This is a genomic window from Franzmannia pantelleriensis (assembly GCF_900102875.1).
In the GTDB taxonomy this organism is placed as follows: Bacteria; Pseudomonadota; Gammaproteobacteria; order Pseudomonadales; family Halomonadaceae; genus Franzmannia; species Franzmannia pantelleriensis.
Genome location: NZ_FNGH01000006.1, coordinates 184,031 through 205,210 on the forward strand (window position 1 = coordinate 184,031; position 21,180 = coordinate 205,210).

The window sequence follows — 21,180 nt, forward strand, 5'->3', positions numbered from 1 at the left end:
TTGACGGTAGACGGCATGATGTTGGCGGTGTTTCGTGGCACTATTGGGGCCTTTTGAACCGGCTGCGGATGCTCTGGAAGGCTCAATGCAAAGCGACATAAACGATGAGGTGCGCGAAGCGCGCGGCCACTGGCGGCTGGTGGCGATTGGGGCATCGATTCTGATGGCCGTACTGCTGTGGATCTGGCAATCGCCTGACTTGAGCGCGTTTCGCCAATGGGCCGATGAGGCATCTCACCATCCGTTGACCATGCTGGCGGTAATGGCAGTGATGGCGGTGACCCTGGCCGTGGGCCTCCCGGGCAGCATTGGCCTGTGGTTGATCGCGCCTTTCCATCCGCCGTGGGTGGCGACGCTGATGCTCATTCTCGGCAGTGTCACCGGGGCGCTCGGCGCCTACTGGTTGGCCGCCACCTTTCGCCAGCGTTATACCCCCAAGGGGCTGACGCGGCGCATCATGTTTGTCATGAGTCGGCGCAGCGATGCGCTGACCCAGTGCGCCTTCCGCGTCCTGCCAGGCTTTCCCCACTCAGTGATCAACTATGCTGCCGGTCTGCTGCACCTGCCGCTGCGCACCTTCGTGGTTGCTGCGGTGATCGGCCTGGGTGTCAAGTGGGCCGTGTATGCCAGCGCCATTCACGGCGCCCTGGAGGCGGTCGAAACCGGCGATGCGCTTAGCGTCGACGTCATCCTGCCGCTGCTGGCGCTGGCCGCACTGCTGCTGCTGGGTGCCGGCGTACGGCGTGCCGTGGAGCGCCGCCGCGAGGAAGAGAGCGAAGGCTGAACGTCAGGCGCTGTGCGACTGGTCGCGGAACACCGCCCCGTCGCCATAGTGGACAATACGGCCGCGTCCGGCACGCTTGGCAACATACATCGCCTGGTCGGCGGCCTGGATCAGGTCGTCGGCGTCGACAAAGTCGCCGTCAGCCAGGCTCACCACACCCATCGATGCACTGACGCGAATCTCGCTGTGGTCGACGCTCCTTGCCAGCGCGTGCGTCGCCATGCGCTGCTGCAGCGTCTCGGCGAGGCGTGTGGCGGCCTCGCGCCCGCCGCCCGGCAAGAACAGCAAGAACTCCTCCCCGCCATAGCGCCCGCCCAATACCGTCGGACTCATCAACTCCCGCAGCAGGCCGGCGAAGCCCTTGAGCACCTCGTCGCCGAGGCGATGCCCGTAGCGGTCGTTGAGCTGCTTGAAAAAGTCCAGGTCGATGAACACTAAGCTGAGCGCCAGGCGTTGATCGAGCGCCTCACGGAAGTGCTGCTCGAGCAGGGCTTCCAGATGGGCACGATTGTAGAGGCCGGTGAGGGTGTCATGGCGCACTCGCTGGGTGAGATCGGCCTGACGCTGATGCAGGCGCTCGAGCTCCAGGTGCTGGTCGAGCAGCTGCTGGCTGAGCTTGAGGTGGTGGGCATGCAGCTGCTGCTTGGCCCTCAGCAGGGTGCCGATGGCATCGAATCCCACCGGGCAGGTGATGTGCATCAGCTCGGCGGTGGTCGGCAGGGTGTCCTGCAGGCCACACAGTCGCTCGATCAGTGCGTCTTGATCGATCTCGAGGGTACTTGATAGACGCTGCAAAATACGGATCATCAGCGTATCGTCGGCGGAGACAGACTCTGCAAGGCCGTCGAGCCAGGCCTCGGCCAACGGTCCCGAGGCGTTCACGCAGCGTTGTTCGGTGGTGGTCTGAGCGAGTGGTAGGTGGCTGTCGGCGATCCCGCGCACCAGTCTTTTGGGTAATCCCCAGTGTTGAGCAAGCCAGGCCCCGACCAGGGCGTGATCGCAGCCCCACGCCTTGAGCTCGGCGGCACTCAGTGCCTCATGGTGCTCGGTGCTCGACAAGAGGGCCGCATAGCCCCGTGGCAGGCAGGCATCCAGGGCCAGCATGCCGATATCCTGCAGTAGCCCCAGCGTGAAGGCGCGGCCCGGTGACGGGTGCGCCAGATGCTTGGCCAGCATGTGGCTGGTCAGGGCGCTGATCAAGGCACGCTGCCAGAAACGGTTCAGGTCAAGGCCGGGCACCCGCGTCGACTGTTGCTGTGCGAGGCCGAAGCCGAGTGCCACCGACAGCGTCGCATCGACCCCCAGGCGGGTAATTGCCTCATGGCAGGTCTCGACCGGGGTGTCGTAGGCGTGAAAAACACTGTTGGCCAGTCCCAGCATGCGCAGCGTCAGCGCCGGGTCGCGCTCGATGACGGCGGTGAATTCCTGCAGGTTGGTATCGGGAGAGTCGGCCAGGGTGACGATCTGCATCACGACACTGGGCAGCGAGGGCAAGCCGCAGTGTGTGTTCAGTACCTCGGCCAACGCCTCGGGTAGCGTCACGGGGGTGTCGTCTGGCCCGGCAGCGCGGCCCGTAGCGCTGTCTTGCTTTACGAAGGGGGGCATGCCGGGTCTCCGTCCCTGCTGTGCCAGGCGCCGCGAAGACCAAAAGGACAGCGTGCTTACCTGACTAATGTTATATCGGTGTAACCGACTATTAATCAGGCGTTGCGTTGAGGTCAAGGCCGGATCAGGCTTGCGAGGCGATTCCTGCCAGTCCCCTGCGCTTGGCCTGACCGTCCGGCCCGTAGAGCGCCTTGCCGGCGGCTTCGTGCAGGAAGTTGAGCGTGCGTTGATTGTGATTGAGGCGGGTGGTGATCAACTCACCGTTCTGGGCATTCAGGAGGCGGGCACGCTCGGCAAGGTCACGCATCGCAAGCCAGCCGTCGAGGCAGCCTGCATCACGCGCGGCGGCTTCGGCGCCAGGCAGCCCTTCGGCGTAGCCGAGCTTGTGCTGGGCGCTGCGGCGCTGGCTCTCGAGGTGGTCGAGTTCGTCGAACAGGGCCTGCTTACCGGCTGCCAGCTCGTTGAGATGCTGGCCATCCACGCGGCCGGCGCAGAGCGCTTCGCGTTCCTGCTCGAGCAGCGTGACTAGCGACTCCAGGCGCTGCTGCTGGCGGGCAAGGTGGGCGGCCAGGCTCATGTGCGCGGGGTGCCGCTGTCATCGCCCAGCATGTTGCGCACGCTGTCGATCAAGCCATCGGCGATGCGCTCGGCACGGATGTCGAGCTTGCCCTCGCTGATCGCCTGGCGAATCTCCTCGACGCGGGCCATGTCGATGTCCTGGCCGCTGCTGGCGCCGGTGTCACTCAGATGCGTCACCGCCGCCGGGCTGCCGGGCTTGGCCGGCGCGTTGCCGGTCGCCGCCGTCTTGCTGGTGTTGCTGGCCTCGCCTTGCGTGGGGCGCGCCAGCGGGTGGGAGCTATCGATTTTCACGGGAAAGCCTCTCTCGCTCAGTCCTTTCCCCTAGTATCGGCGGGACTGGAGCGAACTTGAATACTATTTTGACAATCGGTGCTGAGGTCAAAAATCGACACTGAGCCGATTGCGACCGCTGACCTCGGCGCTGAGAATCTCGCGATTGGCAAGCCGCACACGGATCTCGCGTCCCATGCCGCCGCTGTCCAGGGCCTGGCCTTCACGGCTGACGGCAAAGCCGTTGCCCACTGCTTCGATGCGCACCGAGGCGCCGCGTTCCACCAGCGTAACCTCGCGCAGCTGCTGTGAGGTGATGGCGCTACCGGCGCGCAGCGCACGCGCGCTCTCCTGGCCGATAACGTCGTCGAGGTCGGTCAGCACGCCGCGCGGTAGACGACCGAGTTCGGCTTCGCTGAGCTCGAGCATCCCCGGCTCGATCAGGGTGCCGGCGGGAATGTCCTGGCGCAACACCACATAATCACCGATCACTGCGATAGAGGCTTGCATGTAGCGAACCTGCTGGCCCTGCTCACCGCAGCGCACCCCCACCGATACCCGGCCCTGGGCCGGCGACCGCTCATTGGGCATGAATGGCTCGGGGGATTCGCACGTCGGCAGGTGCGCCGAAGGTGGGTGCACCTCGATATGCACCTCACTGCCCAGCGACTGGGTGCGCTCATAGAGAAAGCCGTGCACGCGCTCGACCATCAGCTGGCGTGAGGCCTCGGCGCTCGCGGCCAGGGGGGCGCTCAAACATAGCGCTGCGAGCAGTGTCGCAAGGGAGATGCGGATATAGGGGGTAAGCGGCATGGTGACGTCCTCTGCAGCGCGCAGGCGAGGTTGACCGAGGATCACGATTCTAGGCCGCTGGGCAAAAACACAACGCTGAAAATGACGTGAAAACCTGTGCCTGTTTGCGCCTTTGTCCTGACAGCAGGTCATCTATTCTCCACGCTGACCCAATACCCCAAGGCCCGCCAACGGCCATCGAGAAGGGAGGCTCAGCGGATGATCGACAAACTCTCGGGTGCTCTGAATTTTCATCAGGAAGCCCTCAACCTGCGCGCCGAGCGCCACGAAGTGCTGGCGGGCAACATCGCCAACGCCGACACGCCCAACTACAAGGCGCGCGACATGGACTTTTCCCGCGAGCTTTCCAAGGTGATGGAGAGCGGGCGGTCCGGTAGCAACGGCATGGCGCTGACGACCACATCGGCGCGGCATATTCCCGCGCAAGCAAGCGCGCCGGGCGGCCAGGAGCTGCTCTACCGGGTGCCGGACCAGCCGAGCCTGGATGGCAACACCGTGGACATGGACCGCGAGCGGACCCAGTTCGCCGACAACGCCGTCCGCTACCAGGCGGCACTGACCATGATCAACAGCCGCATCCAGGGCCTCAAGTCGGCCATGCAGCCCGAGTAACAGGAGCAGTCCATGTCGATATTTTCCGTCTTCGATATTTCAGGCTCGGCGATGAGCGCCCAGTCGCAGCGTATGAATGCCACCGCCAGCAACCTGGCCAATGCCGATAGCGTGGCCGGTCCCGACGGCGAAGCCTACCGCGCCAAGCAGGTGATGTTCGAGACCCAGGCCCAGGGCCGCCACGGCGTGGGTGGTGTGCGCGTCAGCGAGGTGGTCGAAGACCAAAGCCCGCTGCGCATGGAGTACCGCCCCGAGCACCCGCTGGCCGACGAGCAGGGCTATGTACAGATGCCCAACGTCGAGCCGGTGCATGAGATGGTCAACATGATCTCGGCGTCGCGCTCCTACCAGGCCAACGTCGAGGTGATGAACACCAGCAAGCAGATGATGATGAAGACCCTGACCATCGGGGAGGGCTGAGCATGTCCAACATCATCGATAGCAGCGTGACAAGCAGCATGAACGCCATCGCCGGCGGCGGCAGCGCCCGCGAGTCCGACGAGCTGCGCGAAAACTTCATGACCCTGCTGATCACCCAGCTGCAGAATCAGGATCCGCTCAATCCGATGGAAAACGCGGAGATGACCTCGCAGCTGGCGCAGATCAATACCGTCAGCGGTATCGAAGAGCTCAACAGCACCCTGGCGGGTATCACCGGGCAGATCGATGCCGGTCATACCCTGCAGGCCGCTGGCCTGATCGGTCAGGGCGTACTGGTGCCGGGTGACCGCATCCTGGTCGGTAAGGACGGCGCGACGCCGTTCGGCATCGAACTCGACAAGTCGGCCGATAACGTCAAGGCAACTATCCGTGACGGCGGCGGCCAGGTGGTGCGCAGCTTCGATATCGGTGCGGTGTCGTCGGGGGTCGAGTCGTTCGAGTGGGACGGCAAGCTCGACAGCGGCGAAATGGCCCCGGAGGGCGCTTACCGCATCTCCTTCGAGGCCACCTCCGGCGATGACAGCGTCGACGCCAAGGCCCTCAACTACGCGGTGGTCAGCGGCGTATCCAGCGATAACAACGGCTCACCGCGACTCGATCTGGGCGGCATCAATGAACAGGCCACCCTCGAAGACATTCGTCAGATTTTACGACTCTAATCGCCACACACGGTGACACAGGGAGAAGGACCATGAGCTTTTCACAGGCCTTGAGCGGGTTGAACGCGGCGTCATCGAGCCTCGGCACCCTGGGCAACAATATCTCCAACTCGCAGACCGTTGGCTTCAAGGGGTCGAGCACCCAGTTTGCCGACGTCTTCGCCGGCTCGGTGGGGCTGGGTACGCGGGTTTCGGCCACGGTGCAGGACTTCACCGAGGGCAACCTCGAGTCGACCAACCGCAACCTCGACCTCGCCGTCAGCGGCGAGGGCTTCCTGCGCTACGAGCAGCAGGGTGAGATCGTCTATTCGCGCAACGGCCAGCTCAACCTGACCCCGGACGGCAACCTGGTCAACGCCCAGGGCGCCCAGCTGATGGGCTATGGCCTTAACGCTGCCGGTGAAGTGCAGGTGGGCGGCCAGCCGCAGGTACTTAACGTGCCCGCCGATGAGATGCCCGCTGGCGCGACAGAAAATGTCGGCACGACCATCAACCTGGACTCGCGTGAGATCTTCGAGGAAGGGCGAAGCACTACTCAAGTCGATGGTGACGCTGCTGAAATTCAGTATCACTACTCCAACAACTTTACTGTTTACGACTCCCTGGGCAATCCGCGCAATGTGACGGTGTATTACGAAAAAGCGGATGAGAGTAATACCTGGAATGCCAAGGTAGTAATGGACGGCTTCTATAATGACTCGAACGATTTCACAGTAGAATTCAACAACAATGGTACGTTGGAGGAAATAATTGGCGACAATGTTGAGGATGGCGTGCCGCAGATCAGTTTTGCCTCAGCAACGCTGGGCGGTGATCCCGATGATCTTGATTTCAGTCTCGATTTGAGCGGCTCCACCCAGTTCGGTAACGACTCCACCACCAGCGCCCTGACCCAGGACGGCTACACCTCCGGCGCGCTGGTCGGCATCACCATCGAGAACGATGGCACCATCATGATGAACTATGCCAACGAGCAGTCGCGGCCCGCCGGCCAGGTTGCCCTGGCGTATTTCCGTAACCCCGAAGGCCTGCAGCCCAACGGTGACAACGGCTGGACCGCCACCAACGCCTCCGGTCAGGAGCTGATGGGCGCGCCGGGTACCGGGATGTTCGGCTCCATCGAATCCGGGGTCGTGGAGATGTCCAACGTGGACATGGCCAAGCAGCTGGTCGACATGATCGTCTCCCAGCGCGCCTACCAGGCCAACTCCCAGACCATCAAGACTCAGGACGAGATCCTGCAGACCGCCATCAACCTGCGTTGATGACGCCTCGGGGAGACTGAACCATGGATCGCATCCTGTATACCGCCATGAGCGGGGCCAAGCAGAGCCTCGATCAGCAGTCGGTGGTCAACCACAACCTGTCCAATGCCGCCACCGCCGGTTTCCGCGCCCAGCTGCACGCCATGCGTGCGGTACCGGTGGAGGGCGACGGCCTGCTGGCCACGCGCACCTCGGTGGCCGCTACCACGCCCGGCTCGGATTTTTCCCACGGCCCGGTGAGTACCACCGGGCGTGAGCTCGACGTGGCGCTGGAGGGCAGCGGCTGGCTGGCGGTGCAGACCGATGACGGCGGCGAGGCCTACACCCGTCGCGGCGACCTGCAGGTCGACGGGAACGGCATGCTGACCAGCGTCGGGCGTCCGGTGATCGGCGACGATGGGCCGATCATCGTGCCCCTCGAGGCGCAGCTGTCGATCGGTGCCGACGGCACCATCAGCGCCATTGGCCCCGGCGAAGATCCCACGGCGCTGGTGCCGGTGGGCCAGCTCAAGCTGGTCGACCCCGAGGACCAGACCCTGACACGCGGCGACGATGGCCTGTTTCGCCTGCCCCCAGGCGACGACGGCGAGGTGCCGATTCTCGCCGCCAATCAGGACGTGCGGGTGGTCTCCGGCTCTCTCGAGGGCAGCAACGTCAGCGCCATCGAGTCGATGGTAGCGATGATCGATACCCAGCGTCGTTACGACATGCAGATGAAGGTGATCGACAGCGCCGACGAGAACGCCCAGCGCGCCAACAACCTGCTGTCGATTCAAGGCTAAGCCTCCTGATCGGGGCGCTACCCAAGGAATTTTCTCATGATCAAATCGCTGTGGACCGCCAAGACCGGTCTCGAATCGCAGCAGGTACAGATGGACGTCATCTCCAACAACCTGGCGAACGTCGGCACCAACGGCTTCAAGCGTTCGCGGGCGGTGTTCGAGGACCTGCTGTATCAGAACCTGCGTCAGCCCGGCGCCCAGAACGACATCCAGAACGCGCTGCCGTCGGGGATGCAGGTCGGCTCCGGGGTACGCCCGGTGGCGACCGAGCGCTTGCACAACCAGGGTGGCCTCGAGCAGACCGAGAACTCCCGCGACCTGGCCATCAACGGCAAGGGCTTCTTCCAGGTACTAATGCCGGACGGCAACACCGCCTATACCCGCGACGGCAGCTTCCAGCTCGACCAGAACGGCCAGATGGTCACCGCCAACGGCTACCCGGTGGAGCCGGCGATCATCCTGCCCGAGAACGCGCTGTCGGTCAGCGTGGGTGAGGATGGCATCGTCTCGGTGACCCAGCCGGGGAGCAACCAGAGCCTGGAAGTCGGCCAGATCAGCGTGGCGACCTTCGTCAACCCGACCGGCCTCGAGAGCATTGGCGGCAACCTCTACCTCGAGACCACCGCCTCGGGGCCGATGAACGAGACCATGCCGGGCATGAACGGTGCCGGCCGGCTGATGCAGGGCTATGTCGAGACCTCCAATGTCAACGTGGTGGAGGAGATGGTCAGCATGATCCAGACCCAGCGCGCCTACGAGATCAACAGCAAGGCGGTGCAGACCAGCGATGAAATGCTGGCGCGCCTGAGCCAGCTGTAAGCACAGCGGAGCAGAGCATGAAACGGCACACGTCCTCATCGCGACCCTGGCGGCTGCTCGGCGCGCTGCTGCTGGCGGCACTGATCAGCGGCTGCGCGCAGATGCCGCGCCCGTCGGTGGTCGGCGAGCAGGAGCAGGTCAGCATCCCCGATCGCCAAGCGCCGGAGCCCAACGGCTCCATCTACCAGCCGAGCCGCGGCCACCATCCGCTGTTCGAGGATCGGCGTCCACGCATGGTCGGCGACATCCTGACCATCGTCCTCGATGAGGAAGTCAGTGCCAGCAAGAACGCCCAGAGCAACGCCAACCGCGGCGGCTCGGCGGGGCTCTCGTTCCTCGAGCTACCCGATGTGCTCGAGCAGCTCGCCGATTACGGCTTCGACGTCTCCGGCGACAGCGACTTCTCCGGTGGCGGTGGTTCCCAGGCCAACAACTCCTTCACCGGCACCATTACCGTCTCGGTGCTCGAAGTGATGCACAACGGTAACCTGCGGGTGCGCGGCGAGAAGCAGATCGCCATTAATCAGGGCGTCGAGTTCATCCGCTTCTCGGGGGTCGTCAGCCCGCGCACCATCACCGGCCAGAACACCGTGCCCTCGACCCAGGTCGCCGATGCGCGTATCGAGTACGTCGGTGACGGCTATATCAACGAAGCGCAGCACATGGGTTGGCTGCAGCGCTTCTTCCTCAATGTTTCACCCTTCTAGCGGAGCCGCGTGACGATGAAGACGTTCACCGCCCGGCTGCGTGGCAGCCGCCTACTGCAAGCCCTGGTGCTGACCGTGCTGATTGGCATGGTGACAAGTCCGGTGCACGCCGAGCGCCTTCGCGAGCTGGCCGATTTCGCCGGCGTGCGCGACAACGCCCTGGTCGGCTACGGCCTGGTGGTCGGGCTCGACGGCACCGGCGATCAGACCATGCAGGCGCCGTTCACCGGCCAGAGCCTGACCAATATGCTCTCGCAGCTCGGCATCACCGTGCCACCCGGCACCAACATGCAGCTGCGCAACGTCGCGGCGGTGATGGTCACCGCCGACCTGCCGCCGTTCTCGCAGCCCGGGCAGCGCCTCGATGTCAATGTCTCGTCGGTGGGCAACGCGCGCAGCCTGCGCGGCGGCACGCTGCTGATGACGCCACTCAAGGGCGCCGATGGCGATACCTATGCCATCGCCCAGGGCAACCTGCTGGTTAGCGGCGCCGGCGCCGAGGCCGGCGGCAGCAGCGTGCAGATCAACCAGCAGGCCGGCGGGCGCATCGCCGGTGGTGCCATGGTGGAGCGCGAAGTGCCGCTGCAGCTGGGCGCCAACGGCGGCGTGCTCGACCTGCAGCTCAAGGAGTCGGATTTCGGTACTGCACGTCAGGTAGTAGAAGCCATCAACAACGATTTCGGCTGGCCGGTGGCCGCCGCCCAGGATGGTCGCACCATCCGCCTGCAGGGCCCCGCCGACCCCAACGACCGGGTCAACTTCATGGCCCGGGTCGAGAACCTGCGCGTCACCCCCAACGAGGCCCCGGCCAAGGTCGTGGTCAACTCGCGCACCGGCTCAGTGGTGCTCAACAGCTCGGTGACTCTTCGGCGAGCGGCGGTGGCCCACGGCAACCTATCGATCACTATCGACACTCAGTTCCAGGTCAGTCAGCCGGCGCCGTTTGGCGAGGGCGAGACGGTAGTGGTGCCGGATACCGACATCGAAGTCGAGCAGCAGGAAGCCTCGCTGATGATGGTCGAGGGCGCCGATCTGGTGGACGTGGTCAACGCCCTCAATGCGCTGGGCGCCACGCCCAACGACCTGATGGCGATTCTCGAGGCGCTCAAGGCATCTGGGTCGCTGCGCGCCGAGCTGGAGATCCTCTGATGAGCAACGATCTTGGCGGCCAGTTCGCCCTGGACATGCAGGGCATCCAGCGCCTGCGGCATACCGCCAGCCGCGACCCCAACGCCGGCCTCGACGAAGCGGCCAAGCAGTTCGAGGCGCTGTTCGTGCAGATGATGATGAAGAGCATGCGCGAGGCCACGCCGCGCTCGGACCTGCTGCACAGCCAGCAGACCGAGTTCTATGAGTCGCTGCTCGACCAGCAGTGGGCGCAGCACCTCTCCGGACGTGGCATGGGCCTCGCCGAGCAGCTGGTTAACCAGCTCGAGGGGCGCGGCATGGTGCCTGGTCGGGAGCAGGCCGACAGCGAGGTCGACTCGCTGATCGCGGGTATCCCCCGCGGTACGCCGCGAGCCCTCAGCGGTGGCCTGAGCGCCGGCGATATGCCTGAGCGAGCGCCCGCGGACAGCGCTGACGGCATGGTGTTGCCGGGCAGCTTCCTGGATGCCCTCGACCTGCAGCGCGGCACCCAGTCAGAGACGGCTGAGGCGCCGGCTCGTGCCGAGCGCAGTGAGCCGCGTGGCGACCAGCCCGATCACGTGCGCGCCTTCGTCGATGAGCTGGCAGGCCCGGCCCAGGCTGCCAGCCAGGCCACCGGCGTGCCGGCCGAGCTGATACTGGCCCAGGCGGCACTGGAGACCGGCTGGGGCCGCCACGAGATCCCCGATGCCCGCGGCGGCAACAGCCATAACCTGTTCGGCATCAAGGCCGGCAGCCGCTGGCAGGGTGAAACCACCGACATCACCACCCATGAGTACTTCGACGGTCAGCGCACCCGGATCACCGACACCTTCCGCGTCTACGACTCCTTCGAGGAAGCCTTCACCGACTACGCCCGACTGATCGGCGACAATCCCCGCTACAGCGGCGTGGTGGAAGCGCCCAATGCCGAGCAGGCCGCGCGCGCCCTGCAGCAGGGCGGCTATGCCACCGATCCGGCCTACGCCGACAAGCTGGTCTCGATCATGAACACCCTGGGACCGGTCGAGGCCGCCGGGCCGACCCTGGCCAGCCGCGAGGCGCCCGCCAGCGGCAGTATTTATGCGCCGGGTAACAGCTGGTTTTGATTAAAGATGTGAACGGCGGTGCCGATATAACAAGCATTGGCTTAAGGGAACGGAATCATGAGCATTTTTTCGATCGGCTTGAGCGGGCTGAACGCCGCTCAAAACGCCTTGAACACCACCAGCAACAACATCAGCAACGTCTACACGCCGGGCTATAACCGCGAACTGACGCTGTTGGGCGAGGGCGGGGCGGCTGGCGGCGTCAAGGTCAACGACATTCAGCGCCAGTTCAATCAGTACGTCGCCGACCAGCTCAACGCAGCCACCAGCTCCTCCAGCGCGCTCAAGGCCTATCAGGGCCAGGTCAGCCAGATCGACAACCTGCTCGCCGACCGCGACGCCGGGCTGGCGCCGCTGATGCAGAACTTCTTCTCGGCCATGGAAGACCTGGCTGGATCGCCGTCCGACCCGGCCGCGCGCCAGGGCGTGCTCGGCGCCGCTGATACCATGAGCGCTCAGTTCCGCTCCTTCGACCGCTATCTGGAAGACATGCAGCAGGGCGTCAACGGTCAGATCCGCGATGAGGTCACCCAGATCAACAACCTCACCGACCAGATCGCCGGTCTCAACAAGGAGATCGCGCTGGCCCGGGCGCGCCAGGGCGAGGCCCCCAACAGCCTGCTCAACCAGCGCGACCAGGCCATTGCCGACCTCAGTGAGCGCATGAACGTGCGCGTCGATATCCAGGACGGCAAGACCTATAACATCTCGCTGCCCAACGGCCAGCCGTTGGTATCGGGCACCAACCAGTTCGATCTCGAGGCCATGGAGTCGGCCAACGATCCTCAGCGCATGGTGCTTGGCTATCGCGACGGCAACGGCAGCCTCTCGCAGCTCAATGAGGGGGCGGTGACCGGCGGCACCCTGGGCGGGCTGATGACCTTCCGCGCTGAGACCCTCGACAAGACCCAGAATCAGATTGGTCAGTTGGCGGTCTCGCTGGCGGCAGGCTTCAACGAGCAGCACCGCCTGGGCCAGGACCTCAACGGCGAGCAGGGCGCAGACTTGTTCAATATTGGCCAGCCCCAGGCCTACGCCAATGAGCGTAACGCCGGCGATGTCGAGATCGCTTCGACCCGCTTCGGTGATATCGACGACCTGCGCGCCACCGATTACACCGTGCGGGTAACCGATGCCGGCGAGCCGCCGAGCTTTGAAGTTACCCGCAAGGACAATGGCCAGTCGGTCAGCGCCGACTTCGACCCTGATGCCAACGAACTGAGCTTCGGCGGCGTGGTGATCGGCTTTGATGATGGCGACTTCCAGAACGGCGACCGCTTCGAGGTCCAGCCGGCGCGCCGCGCAGCCGGCAGCATGGAGACCCAGATCAACGACCTCGACAAGATCGCTGCGGCGAGATTTGTCGAAGCAGATGGTGATATGCCGATCAGCGGGCTCAGTGCCGAGAGCGGGGCTTTACAGAATATCGGCGCGGAGGGTTTTAACCTCACCGTTGGTGCAGGCGATACGCTGGAGTTCGACGACACAGGTGACGTTGACGTTTTACGCAATGGAGAGGTGCTTGAGGATGGCGATCAGATTCAGGCCGGCGATGTACTGACCGTCGACGGCGTCAGTTTTACCCTCGGCGATATCGAGGAAGGTCAGACCCTGACCCTTGGCGCCGCGCCTCCCGGCTCCGGCGACAACCGCAATGCCCTGGCCATGCAGGGGCTGCAGGATGTCTCGCTGGTCGGCGGCACTTCCAGTGTCAGCCAGGCCTACGGCTCCATGGTCAGCGACGTAGGTAACCGTACCAATATCGTCCAGGTCAACCTCGACGCCCAGCAGGGCCTCACCGACCAGCTCAAGGCGGTCCAGCAGTCCGAGTCCGGCGTCAATCTGGATGAAGAAGCGGCCAACCTGATTCGCTATCAGCAGTATTACCAGGCCAATGCGAGGGTCATCGATATCGGTTCGTCGATGCTGGATACCATTCTGGGCCTGCGTGCCTGATTCGTTTAGGAGTTAACCAAGATGCGCGTCAGCACCGTCACCATGTTCGAGCAGAGCGTGTCGAGCATGAACCGCCAACAGAATGATTTCATGAAGGTCGGCCAGCAGATCGCCTCCGGGCGCCGCGTGGTCAACCCCTCGGATGACCCCCAGGCCGCCTCGCGGGCCGTAGGCGTCGACCAGGCCAAGGCGGTGACCCAGCAGCACATGGACGCCCGGGTCAGCGCGCGCAACTCGCTGTCCCAGGAAGAGAGCATCCTCAACAGCGTCAGCGACGCCATTGCCAGCGCCAAGACGCTGATGATCCAGGCCTCCAGCGACACCCTCAGCGACGTCGACCGTGAGTCCATCGCCAGCGAGCTGCGCGGTATCTACGAGACCGTGATCGGCCAGGCCAACGCCACCGACGGCAACGGCCGCTACCTGTTCGGCGGCTACCAGGACAACAGCCCCCCCTATGTGCGTGAAGCCGATGGCTCGGTGAGCTACGTCGGGGATGACAACGTCCGCGAGCAGCGCATTGATGCCTCGCGGCTGATGCCGGTGGCCGACAACGGCAACAAGATCTTCGCCAGCGTGCCCAGCGGCGCCAAATACATCACCCAAATGGGCGATAATGAAGGCAGCTTGGTCGTTGGCGGGCCCACGGTAGTGGATTCGTCCGACGACGGCTATGGGCAGCAGTACCGTATTGAGTTCAGCGGTGACGGCGAGGATGCCACCTATACGGTGCAAACCTTCGATACAAATGCTCAGGCATGGGTGGATCTTGATCCCGCTGAGGACTACCAGGACGTCGACTATGTCGCCGGTGAGCAGATCCGCTTCGGCGGCCTGAGCCTGACGCTGAACGGCACAGCGGCCGACGGCGATAGCTTTACCCTGGGTCGTGCCACCGAGATGGACCCCAACCTGTTCAAGACCTTCGAGAATGCCCTGGCGGTGCTGGAGAATCCGGCCGAGAACGCCCAGCAGAAGGCCGCGCTGCGCAATACCCTCAATACCTCGATGCGCGAGCTCGACAACAGTCTCGACAACGTCCTCACCGTGCGCGCCTCGGTAGGCGCGCGGCTCAACGAGCTCGATGTGGTCGACTCGGTGGGCGGTAACCGCATGCTCAACTACGAGCAGACCCTCTCCGATCTGGTCGACCTCGACTACGCCGAGGCGATCTCCGAATACAGCCTGCGCCAGGTCGGCCTCCAGGCCGCCCAGAAGGCCTTCGTCGACATCCAGGGGATGTCGCTGTTCGATCGTCTCTGAGTGGTATGTGCTGCTCTCTTCACCGCTGCCTCGGCAGCGGTTTTTTTATGTCACCACGCGCAGGCACTGGCCGGCATGGTAGAGCGTGAAGCCGCTTTCATAGGCGGCACTTCTCAGACCGCGGGCGCGGATCGGCGCGTGGCGCTTGAGCGGAAGCGGGAGCAGGGCGTCGTCACCGCTGGCGATGAAGTGCGCGAACCCCTTGCCGACCACGCTGCCGGTGGTCAGTCCGCGGCCGTTGTATCCGCTGGCGGCGAGAATGCCTGGCTGGGGTTCGAACAGGCGCAGGGTGTGGTCGGGTGTAAAGCCGATGCGCCCAGTCCAGCTGGTTTGCCACTCGACCTTGCCGAGCTCGGGAAAGTAGCGGCGCTGGACCTGATTGGCCCACTGCTCGAGATAAGCCTGCGGGCGGCCTTCGCCCTGGCCGAGGCTGCCGAGTATCAGACGTCCCTGATCATCGCGACGGATGCTGCTCAACACCATGCGGGTATCCCAGGCGCCCTGGCGTTGGGGAAGAATGCGCTCGGCGGCGTCACCCTCCAGCGGCTGTGAAGCCACCTGAAAGAAATGGCCGGGAAAGAAGTGCTGCTTGACCTGATTCCACTCATCGCAGGTATAGGCGTTAGTGGCCAGCACCACATGAGGTGCGGTGACCGAGCCGTGCTCGGTGGTGACCCGCCAGCGCCCGCCGTCACGCTTGATACCCTTGGCAGCGCTGCAGGTAAACAGCCGCGCACCCTGCTCGACGGCGGCCCTGGCCAGGCCGCGGGTATAGGCGGCCGGGTTGAGCGTGCCGGCGCGCTCGTCGAGCAGTGCCGCCTGGATCCGGCGGGTGCCGGTCAGCGCATGACACGCCTCTCCCTCGACCAGCGTTACCGGGGCACCGCGGGAGGCGAGCTGGTCGTGGCGCCGTGCCAATTCACCGCAGCCCTTGGCGCTGTGGCCCAGGTGCAGAGTGCCGGTCCGCGTTGCGCTGCAGTCGATGGCGTAGCGCTCGATGATGTCGAACACCGCCGCCGGTGCGGCACCGAGTATCTGATTGACACGCTCACCGTCGGCCCAGCCCAGCGCCTCGACGATATCGTCCGGGGGTATCCATAGCCCGGCGTTGACCAGGCCGACGTTACGGCCCGAGCCGCCGCTGGCCACCGACTCGCCGGCTTCCAGCAGCACGCTGTCGATGCCCTGTTCGGCGAGATGCAGCGCGGTGCTCAAGCCAGTGATGCCGCCACCCACGATGCACACCGCGGCCTCGCGGTCATGCCCGAGCCGGGCTGTGTCTGGCGACGGCTCGCGTGCGGTCGTCTCCCACAGGCAGTGTGATTGCATCTGCGTGTCTCCTTTTGCATCGATCGGCGGCGCCCCCATGCGGCAGGAGCGCCGCCTATCGCCTATTACGATGAAGGACCGCTAGCCAGCCGGTATTCGGGCTCGGGAGCGCCGGTGTCAGGTGGCTGATCGTGCGCTTCCCGCGGGATGAAGTGACCGGTGAGGCCCCACAGCAGACCGAACAGCGGCGAGAGCCAGCAAGCGAAGGCGAACGGCGCATAGACCAGGGTCGGCACGCCGATGGTCGAGGCGACGAAACCACCGCCCATGTTCCATGGAATCAACGGTGAGGAGAGCGTGCCATTGTCCTCGATGCTGCGTGACAGGGTCGTGGTCTTGTAGCCCATCGCCTGGTATTGGCCCTTGAGCAGGCGGCCGGGCAACACCAGCGTGGTGTAGACGTCACCGATGATAGTGCTCACCGCCAGCGTGGTGCCCGAGCTGGTCGCCACCAGGCTGAAGCGGCCGCGTATCAGGCGCATCAAGCGCTGGATGATGGCGTCGATGGTGCCGTAGGCCTCGAGCATCCCGGCAAACCCCAGTGCGAAGAAGGTCAGCGTCACCACCCAGGTCATCGACAGCACGCCGCCGCTGCTCAATAGCTCGTCGATGGCGCCGCTGCCGGTATCGCTGGTGTAGCCGTTCTGCATCACATCGAACACGGTGTGCAGGCTCTCGCCCTGGATGCCGATGGCCACCAGGCCGCCGAGCGCCGCGCCGGTAAAGATGGTGGGAAAGGGCGGCAGCTTGGCCAGCGCCATGCCGATCACCACCACCGGGGGAATCATGGTGATCCACGAGAGGGTAAAGGTATCCGCCAGCGTCTCACGGAAGGTAGTGATATCGGTGGTGCGCTCGAGCTGATCGGCGTAGCCGGCGCCGAGCCAGGCATAGAGAATCAGCGCAATCACGATGGCCGGCACGGTGGTCGCCATCATGCTCTTGATATGGCTCCACAGGTCGGTCTCGCACACCGCCGGAGTCAGGTTAGTGGTTTCCGAGAGCGGCGACATCTTGTCGCCGAAGAAGGCGCCTGACACCAGCGCGCCGCCGGTCAGGTACATGGGAATGCCGAGGCCTTCGCCGATGCCCATCAGCGCGATACCCAGGGTGCCCACGGTCCCCCAGGAGGTGCCGGTGGCCAGCGAGACCAGCGCGCTGATCAAACAGGTGGCGACCAGAAACACCGACGGCGAGATCATATGGAAACCGTAATAGATCAGCATTGGCACGGTGCCGGATAGGATCCAGGTCCCGATCACCATGCCGACTGCCATGAGGATGAAGATCGCCGGAATGCCGATCTTGACCACCTCCAGCATCGAGGCCTCCATCTGCGTCCAGCGGATACCCCGCAGGCGCCCGAAAAAGGCGCAGACCATGATCCCGCAGGCCAAGGGAATGTGAGGGGTGAAATCGGCAAAAACGAAGAACTGCAGGATCAGTACGGCGGTGGTGACCAACAGCGGCAATAGCGCCATCGTCAGCCCGGGAGGCGGGCCGATACGGATATCGTCATTCATGAGGTGCCTTCCTTGTTATCGTTGTCGCGAAGAGAAGCAGGCATGCCCCCGTCGCGAAGACGGGGGCGTAACGCTTAATCGAACTTGATGCCCTGTGCCAGCGGCAGTTCACGGGAGTAGTTGACGGTGTTGGTCTGGCGACGCATGTAGCTCTTCCATACGTCGGAACCCGACTCACGACCACCGCCGGTCTCTTTCTCGCCGCCGAAGGCGCCACCGATCTCGGCACCGCTGGGGCCGATATTGACGTTGGCGATACCGCAGTCGCTGCCGACATCCGAGACGAAGGTTTCCGCCTCGCGCACGTCGGTGGTGAAGATGCACGACGACAGCCCCTGTGGCACGTCATTGTTCATGGCGATCGCCTCATCCAGCTCGCGATAGCTCATCACGTAGAGAATCGGCGCAAAGGTCTCGTGCCTGACCAGCTCGTTCTGCTCGCGCATCTCGACGATGGCCGGCGACACGTAGTAGCCCTCGGGGTGGGTATCGCTGAGCTGGCGCTCGCCGCCGAACACCAGTGCGCCCTGGTCGCGGGCCTTGGCGAGTACACCCTGCATGGCATCGAATGCCTGGCGGTCGATCAGCGGACCGACCAGCTTGCCTTCCAGGGGATTGCCGATGGAGACCCCGGCATAGGCCTTCTTGAGTCGCGAAACCACTTCGTCCTTGATCGATTCATGGACGATCAGGCGGCGCAGCGTGGTGCAGCGCTGCCCGGCGGTGCCCACCGCCGAGAACAGGATGGCGCGGGTGGCCATATCGAGATCGGCGCTGGGCGCCAGGATCATGGCGTTGTTGCCACCCAGCTCGAGGATGCTGCGGCCGAAACGCGCGGCGACCCGCGGGCCCACCTCGCGGCCCATGCGGGTGCTGCCGGTGGCGCTGACCAGCGCCACGCGCGGGTCATCCACCACCCGCTCGCCAGCCTCGCGCTCACCGATGATCACCTGGCTCAGGCCCTGCGGGGCCTCATCGCCGAAGTCTGACATGGCGCGTTCGAGTAGTGCCTGGCAGGCCAGGGCCGTCAGTGGGGTCTTCTCGGAAGGCTTCCACAGCAGGCTATTACCGCACACCAGCGCCAGGGCAGCATTCCAGGCCCAGGGCGCCACCGGGAAATTGAACGCGGTGATCAGACCGATCGGCCCCAGCGGGTGCCAGCTCTCGCGCATATGGTGGCCGGGGCGCTCGGAGGCGATGGTCAGGCCGAACAGCTGGCGAGACTGGCCGACGGCGAGATCGCAGATATCGATCATCTCCTGCACCTCGCCCAGCCCCTCCTGGAGGATCTTGCCGCACTCCCAGGTGACCAGTGCCCCCAAGTCATCCTTGTGAGCGCGCAGCTGTTCGCCGAACAGGCGTACCAGCTCGCCGCGGCGCGGCGCCGGGACCTCACGCCAGGCGTGGAAGGCGGCCTCGGCGGTGTCAATCTGCACGTCGACCTGGGCCTGTGAGGCAGGATGCACCTGGCCGATGACGCTGCCGTCCACCGGTGTAGTGACTGCCAGAGCGCCCTCACGGTACTGCGTAGGCGCCACACCAAGCCGCTGCATGATATCGTCGATCATTCTAACTCCTATCGTTGTCGTTAATCGCGAAAGCGTAGATCGAGTATCGCCACCATGGTTAAGCGCCATCAAACGATGTTTACTAACCACATCATTCCATAAAATCGTGACCTGAGGAGGGCCCATGAGTCGGCGCCACCTTCCTTCCCTGGCCGGGCTGCAGTGCTTCGAGGCGGCGGCTCGGCACCTGAGCTTTACCCGCGCCGCCGATGAGCTGAGCCTGACCCAGAGCGCGGTGAGCAAACAGGTCGCCCAGCTCGAATCGGTGCTCGAGCATCCGCTATTTCGACGCATACGTCGGCGGCTGCATCTCACCCCGGAGGGGGCGGTGTATCTGTCGGAAGCGCGCAAGATCCTCGCCCAGGTCGAGATGTCGACCCGTTATATGCAGTCCTATGGCGGCGAGAGCGATGTGCTCAATGTGGCTACGCTGCCGACCTTCGGCGCACGCTGGCTGATCCCGCGGCTCAACGGTTTCCGCTTCCGCTATCCACGCATCAACCTCAACATCAGCAACCGGGTCGAACCCTTCGATCTGCATCAGGAGCGCATCGACGTGGCGTTCTTCTTCGGCCACGGCGCCTGGCCGCGCGCCGAGTGCATCAAGCTGCTCGACGAAGAGATGATTGCGGTCTGCTCGCCCGAGGCGCTACAGCGGGTCGCCATCGACCAGCCGCTGGACGTGACGCAACTAGTGCTGTTGCAGAGCGCGACGCGCCCCGAGGCCTGGCACGACTGGTTCGAGGCCCAGCAGCAGTACACCGAGCACAGCTATCACGGGCCGCGCTTCGATACGTTTTATATGGCGCTGCGTGCCGCCCAGGCGGGATGTGGCGTGGCGCTGGTGCCTCGCTTCCTGGCGGAAGAAGAACTTCAGGAGGGCAAGTTGGTGATGCCCTGGCCGTTTGCGCTAAAAAGCCGCGATGCCTACTACATGGCGTATCCCGAGCACATGGCCGAGCTCTACAAGGTGCGCTCGTTTATCGAGTGGATTCGCGAGCGGGCGACAGCGATGCCAGAATATGCCCCACAAAGCGCCTGACCTTGGCCAGTTCGCCGAGATGTTCCGGATAGACCAGATAGTAGGCGCTGGCGCTGCGTAGGCGGTGGGGGGAGGTGATGACCAGGCGCTCGGCGGCAAGCTCTTCGTCTACCGTGAAGCGCGGTACCAGCGCCACGCCGCCGCCGGCCATGGCGGTGCGTATCAGCATCGGAAAGGTCTCGAAGCGGGTGCCGTGATAACTGCGGTCGGTGCCGAGCTGCTGCTCGGTAAACCACTGATGCCAGGCTTCCGGGCGGGTCGAGAGATGCAGCAGCGGTAGCTCTGCGAGATCGCGGGCGCCGCTCGGCGCGTGCTTGGCCAGAAGCTCGGGCGCGGCCACGGCGACCATCTCCTCGTCGGCGAGCTTGTGGCACTCCAGGTCCGGCCAGCTGCCGTGGCCGTAGAAGAACGCTACGTCGATATTCTGCTGCTCGAGGTCGAAGTCCTCCACCCGGTCGTGGAACTCCAGGCTGATCCGCGGGTTGTCGGCGAGGAACGCCGGCAGACGGTCGGCCAGCCAGCGCGCGCCGAAGCTGGGCAGGGTGGCGACCTTGAGCACCTCGCTATTGCCGCTGTAGGTCATGATGGCGTGGGTCGACATCTCGATCTGCGCCAGCACCTTGCGCACGTCGCTGAGGTAGATCGCCCCCTCCGGGGTCAATACCAGGCTGCGCCGCACGCGGCGGAACAGCTTGTGCTGCAGGTGGGCCTCGAGCTGCGCGACCTGCTTGCTCACCGCGCTCTGGGTTAGGCTCAGCGCCTCGGCGGCCCGGGTGAAGCTCTTGTGCCGCGCGGCGGCCTCGAAGCACTGCATGGCGGTGGTGGAGGGGAGGTTGCGTGTCATCAGTCTAAAATTCCATGCTGGCATAAAAGATGCGGAAAAGGCTGTTATACAGCCATTTAATTGCCATGCTCCCTCATGTCTATGA

The 21,180-nt window shown here is 64.5% G+C and carries 21 protein-coding genes; 13 read left to right on the forward strand and 8 right to left on the reverse strand.

Annotated elements, in window-relative coordinates:
• Positions 1-85: 85 nt before the first annotated feature.
• Positions 86-784, forward strand: a complete 699-nt coding sequence (locus tag BLT16_RS09385) for a TVP38/TMEM64 family protein (protein WP_245701570.1) — start codon at positions 86-88, stop codon at positions 782-784.
• A 3-nt stretch (positions 785-787) separates the two neighbouring features.
• Here the strand turns inward: BLT16_RS09385 and BLT16_RS09390 are convergent, their stop codons facing one another.
• The 4 genes from BLT16_RS09390 to flgA form a co-directional block, all read right to left on the reverse strand.
• Positions 788-2,389, reverse strand: a complete 1,602-nt coding sequence (locus BLT16_RS09390) for a GGDEF domain-containing protein (protein ID WP_089658273.1) — start codon at positions 2,387-2,389, stop codon at positions 788-790.
• A 124-nt stretch (positions 2,390-2,513) separates the two neighbouring features.
• Positions 2,514-2,966 carry a flagella synthesis protein FlgN gene (locus BLT16_RS09395; RefSeq protein ID WP_089658274.1) on the reverse strand — a complete coding sequence of 151 codons (453 nt, stop codon included), beginning with the start codon at positions 2,964-2,966 and terminating at the stop codon, positions 2,514-2,516.
• Positions 2,963-3,259 carry a flagellar biosynthesis anti-sigma factor FlgM gene (flgM, locus tag BLT16_RS09400; RefSeq protein ID WP_089658275.1) on the reverse strand — a complete coding sequence of 99 codons (297 nt, stop codon included), beginning with the start codon at positions 3,257-3,259 and terminating at the stop codon, positions 2,963-2,965. Before flgM ends, BLT16_RS09395 begins: the two co-directional genes overlap by 4 nt.
• Positions 3,260-3,346: 87 nt before the next feature.
• Positions 3,347-4,051 carry a flagellar basal body P-ring formation chaperone FlgA gene (flgA, locus tag BLT16_RS09405; protein WP_089658276.1) on the reverse strand — a complete coding sequence of 235 codons (705 nt, stop codon included), beginning with the start codon at positions 4,049-4,051 and terminating at the stop codon, positions 3,347-3,349.
• A 198-nt stretch (positions 4,052-4,249) separates the two neighbouring features.
• Between flgA and flgB the strand changes: the two genes are divergently transcribed.
• From flgB to flgL, 11 genes are all read left to right on the forward strand, one after another.
• Positions 4,250-4,663 (forward strand): flagellar basal body rod protein FlgB, encoded by a 414-nt coding sequence (flgB, locus tag BLT16_RS09410; protein ID WP_089658277.1) that lies wholly within the window; start codon positions 4,250-4,252, stop codon positions 4,661-4,663.
• A 12-nt stretch (positions 4,664-4,675) separates the two neighbouring features.
• Entirely contained in the window at positions 4,676-5,083 is a 408-nt protein-coding gene (gene flgC / locus BLT16_RS09415) for a flagellar basal body rod protein FlgC (protein ID WP_089658278.1), read from the forward strand.
• A gap of 2 nt (positions 5,084-5,085) precedes the next feature.
• Complete coding sequence (flgD, locus tag BLT16_RS09420; RefSeq protein ID WP_089658279.1) at positions 5,086-5,763, forward strand: flagellar hook assembly protein FlgD; 678 nt, start codon at positions 5,086-5,088, stop codon at positions 5,761-5,763.
• A 32-nt stretch (positions 5,764-5,795) separates the two neighbouring features.
• The gene (gene flgE / locus BLT16_RS09425; RefSeq protein ID WP_089658280.1) at positions 5,796-7,028 is read left to right on the forward strand and encodes a flagellar hook protein FlgE; all 1,233 of its coding nucleotides are present in this window, start codon (positions 5,796-5,798) and stop codon (positions 7,026-7,028) included.
• Positions 7,029-7,051: 23 nt separating this feature from the next.
• Complete coding sequence (locus tag BLT16_RS09430) at positions 7,052-7,810, forward strand: flagellar basal body rod protein FlgF (RefSeq protein WP_089658281.1); 759 nt, start codon at positions 7,052-7,054, stop codon at positions 7,808-7,810.
• A 36-nt stretch (positions 7,811-7,846) separates the two neighbouring features.
• Complete coding sequence (gene flgG, locus BLT16_RS09435) at positions 7,847-8,629, forward strand: flagellar basal-body rod protein FlgG (RefSeq protein ID WP_089658282.1); 783 nt, start codon at positions 7,847-7,849, stop codon at positions 8,627-8,629.
• 101 nt (positions 8,630-8,730) lie between these two features.
• A complete protein-coding gene (locus BLT16_RS09440; protein WP_422717928.1) occupies positions 8,731-9,336 on the forward strand; it encodes a flagellar basal body L-ring protein FlgH in 606 nt (201 codons plus the stop codon).
• A gap of 87 nt (positions 9,337-9,423) precedes the next feature.
• Positions 9,424-10,485 carry a flagellar basal body P-ring protein FlgI gene (locus tag BLT16_RS09445; protein ID WP_281243303.1) on the forward strand — a complete coding sequence of 354 codons (1,062 nt, stop codon included), beginning with the start codon at positions 9,424-9,426 and terminating at the stop codon, positions 10,483-10,485.
• Positions 10,485-11,570 (forward strand): flagellar assembly peptidoglycan hydrolase FlgJ, encoded by a 1,086-nt coding sequence (gene flgJ, locus BLT16_RS09450; protein WP_422717927.1) that lies wholly within the window; start codon positions 10,485-10,487, stop codon positions 11,568-11,570. Before BLT16_RS09445 ends, flgJ begins: the two co-directional genes overlap by 1 nt.
• 57 nt (positions 11,571-11,627) lie before the next feature.
• Positions 11,628-13,526, forward strand: a complete 1,899-nt coding sequence (flgK, locus tag BLT16_RS09455) for a flagellar hook-associated protein FlgK (protein ID WP_089658286.1) — start codon at positions 11,628-11,630, stop codon at positions 13,524-13,526.
• A gap of 21 nt (positions 13,527-13,547) precedes the next feature.
• A complete protein-coding gene (gene flgL, locus BLT16_RS09460; protein ID WP_089658287.1) occupies positions 13,548-14,789 on the forward strand; it encodes a flagellar hook-associated protein FlgL in 1,242 nt (413 codons plus the stop codon).
• Between the two features lie 45 nt (positions 14,790-14,834).
• On the opposite strand, the gene amaA is transcribed toward flgL, so the two are convergent.
• The 3 genes from amaA to amaB form a co-directional block, all read right to left on the reverse strand.
• Positions 14,835-16,118, reverse strand: coding sequence for an L-pipecolate oxidase (amaA, locus tag BLT16_RS09465; RefSeq protein ID WP_089658288.1), 1,284 nt, complete (start codon positions 16,116-16,118; stop codon positions 14,835-14,837).
• 65 nt (positions 16,119-16,183) lie between these two features.
• On the reverse strand, positions 16,184-17,641 hold the full coding sequence (nhaC, locus tag BLT16_RS09470) for a Na+/H+ antiporter NhaC (protein WP_089658289.1): 1,458 nt from the start codon (positions 17,639-17,641) through the stop codon (positions 16,184-16,186).
• A gap of 74 nt (positions 17,642-17,715) precedes the next feature.
• Positions 17,716-19,209 carry an L-piperidine-6-carboxylate dehydrogenase gene (gene amaB, locus BLT16_RS09475; RefSeq protein WP_089658290.1) on the reverse strand — a complete coding sequence of 498 codons (1,494 nt, stop codon included), beginning with the start codon at positions 19,207-19,209 and terminating at the stop codon, positions 17,716-17,718.
• A 124-nt stretch (positions 19,210-19,333) separates the two neighbouring features.
• Here amaB and gcvA point away from each other — a divergent pair, with 124 nt between their 5' ends.
• Positions 19,334-20,251, forward strand: coding sequence for a transcriptional regulator GcvA (gene gcvA / locus BLT16_RS09480; RefSeq protein WP_089658291.1), 918 nt, complete (start codon positions 19,334-19,336; stop codon positions 20,249-20,251).
• On the opposite strand, the gene BLT16_RS09485 is transcribed toward gcvA, so the two are convergent.
• Complete coding sequence (locus BLT16_RS09485) at positions 20,190-21,098, reverse strand: LysR substrate-binding domain-containing protein (protein ID WP_089658351.1); 909 nt, start codon at positions 21,096-21,098, stop codon at positions 20,190-20,192. The genes gcvA and BLT16_RS09485 overlap by 62 nt on opposite strands.
• Positions 21,099-21,180 lie beyond the last annotated feature (82 nt).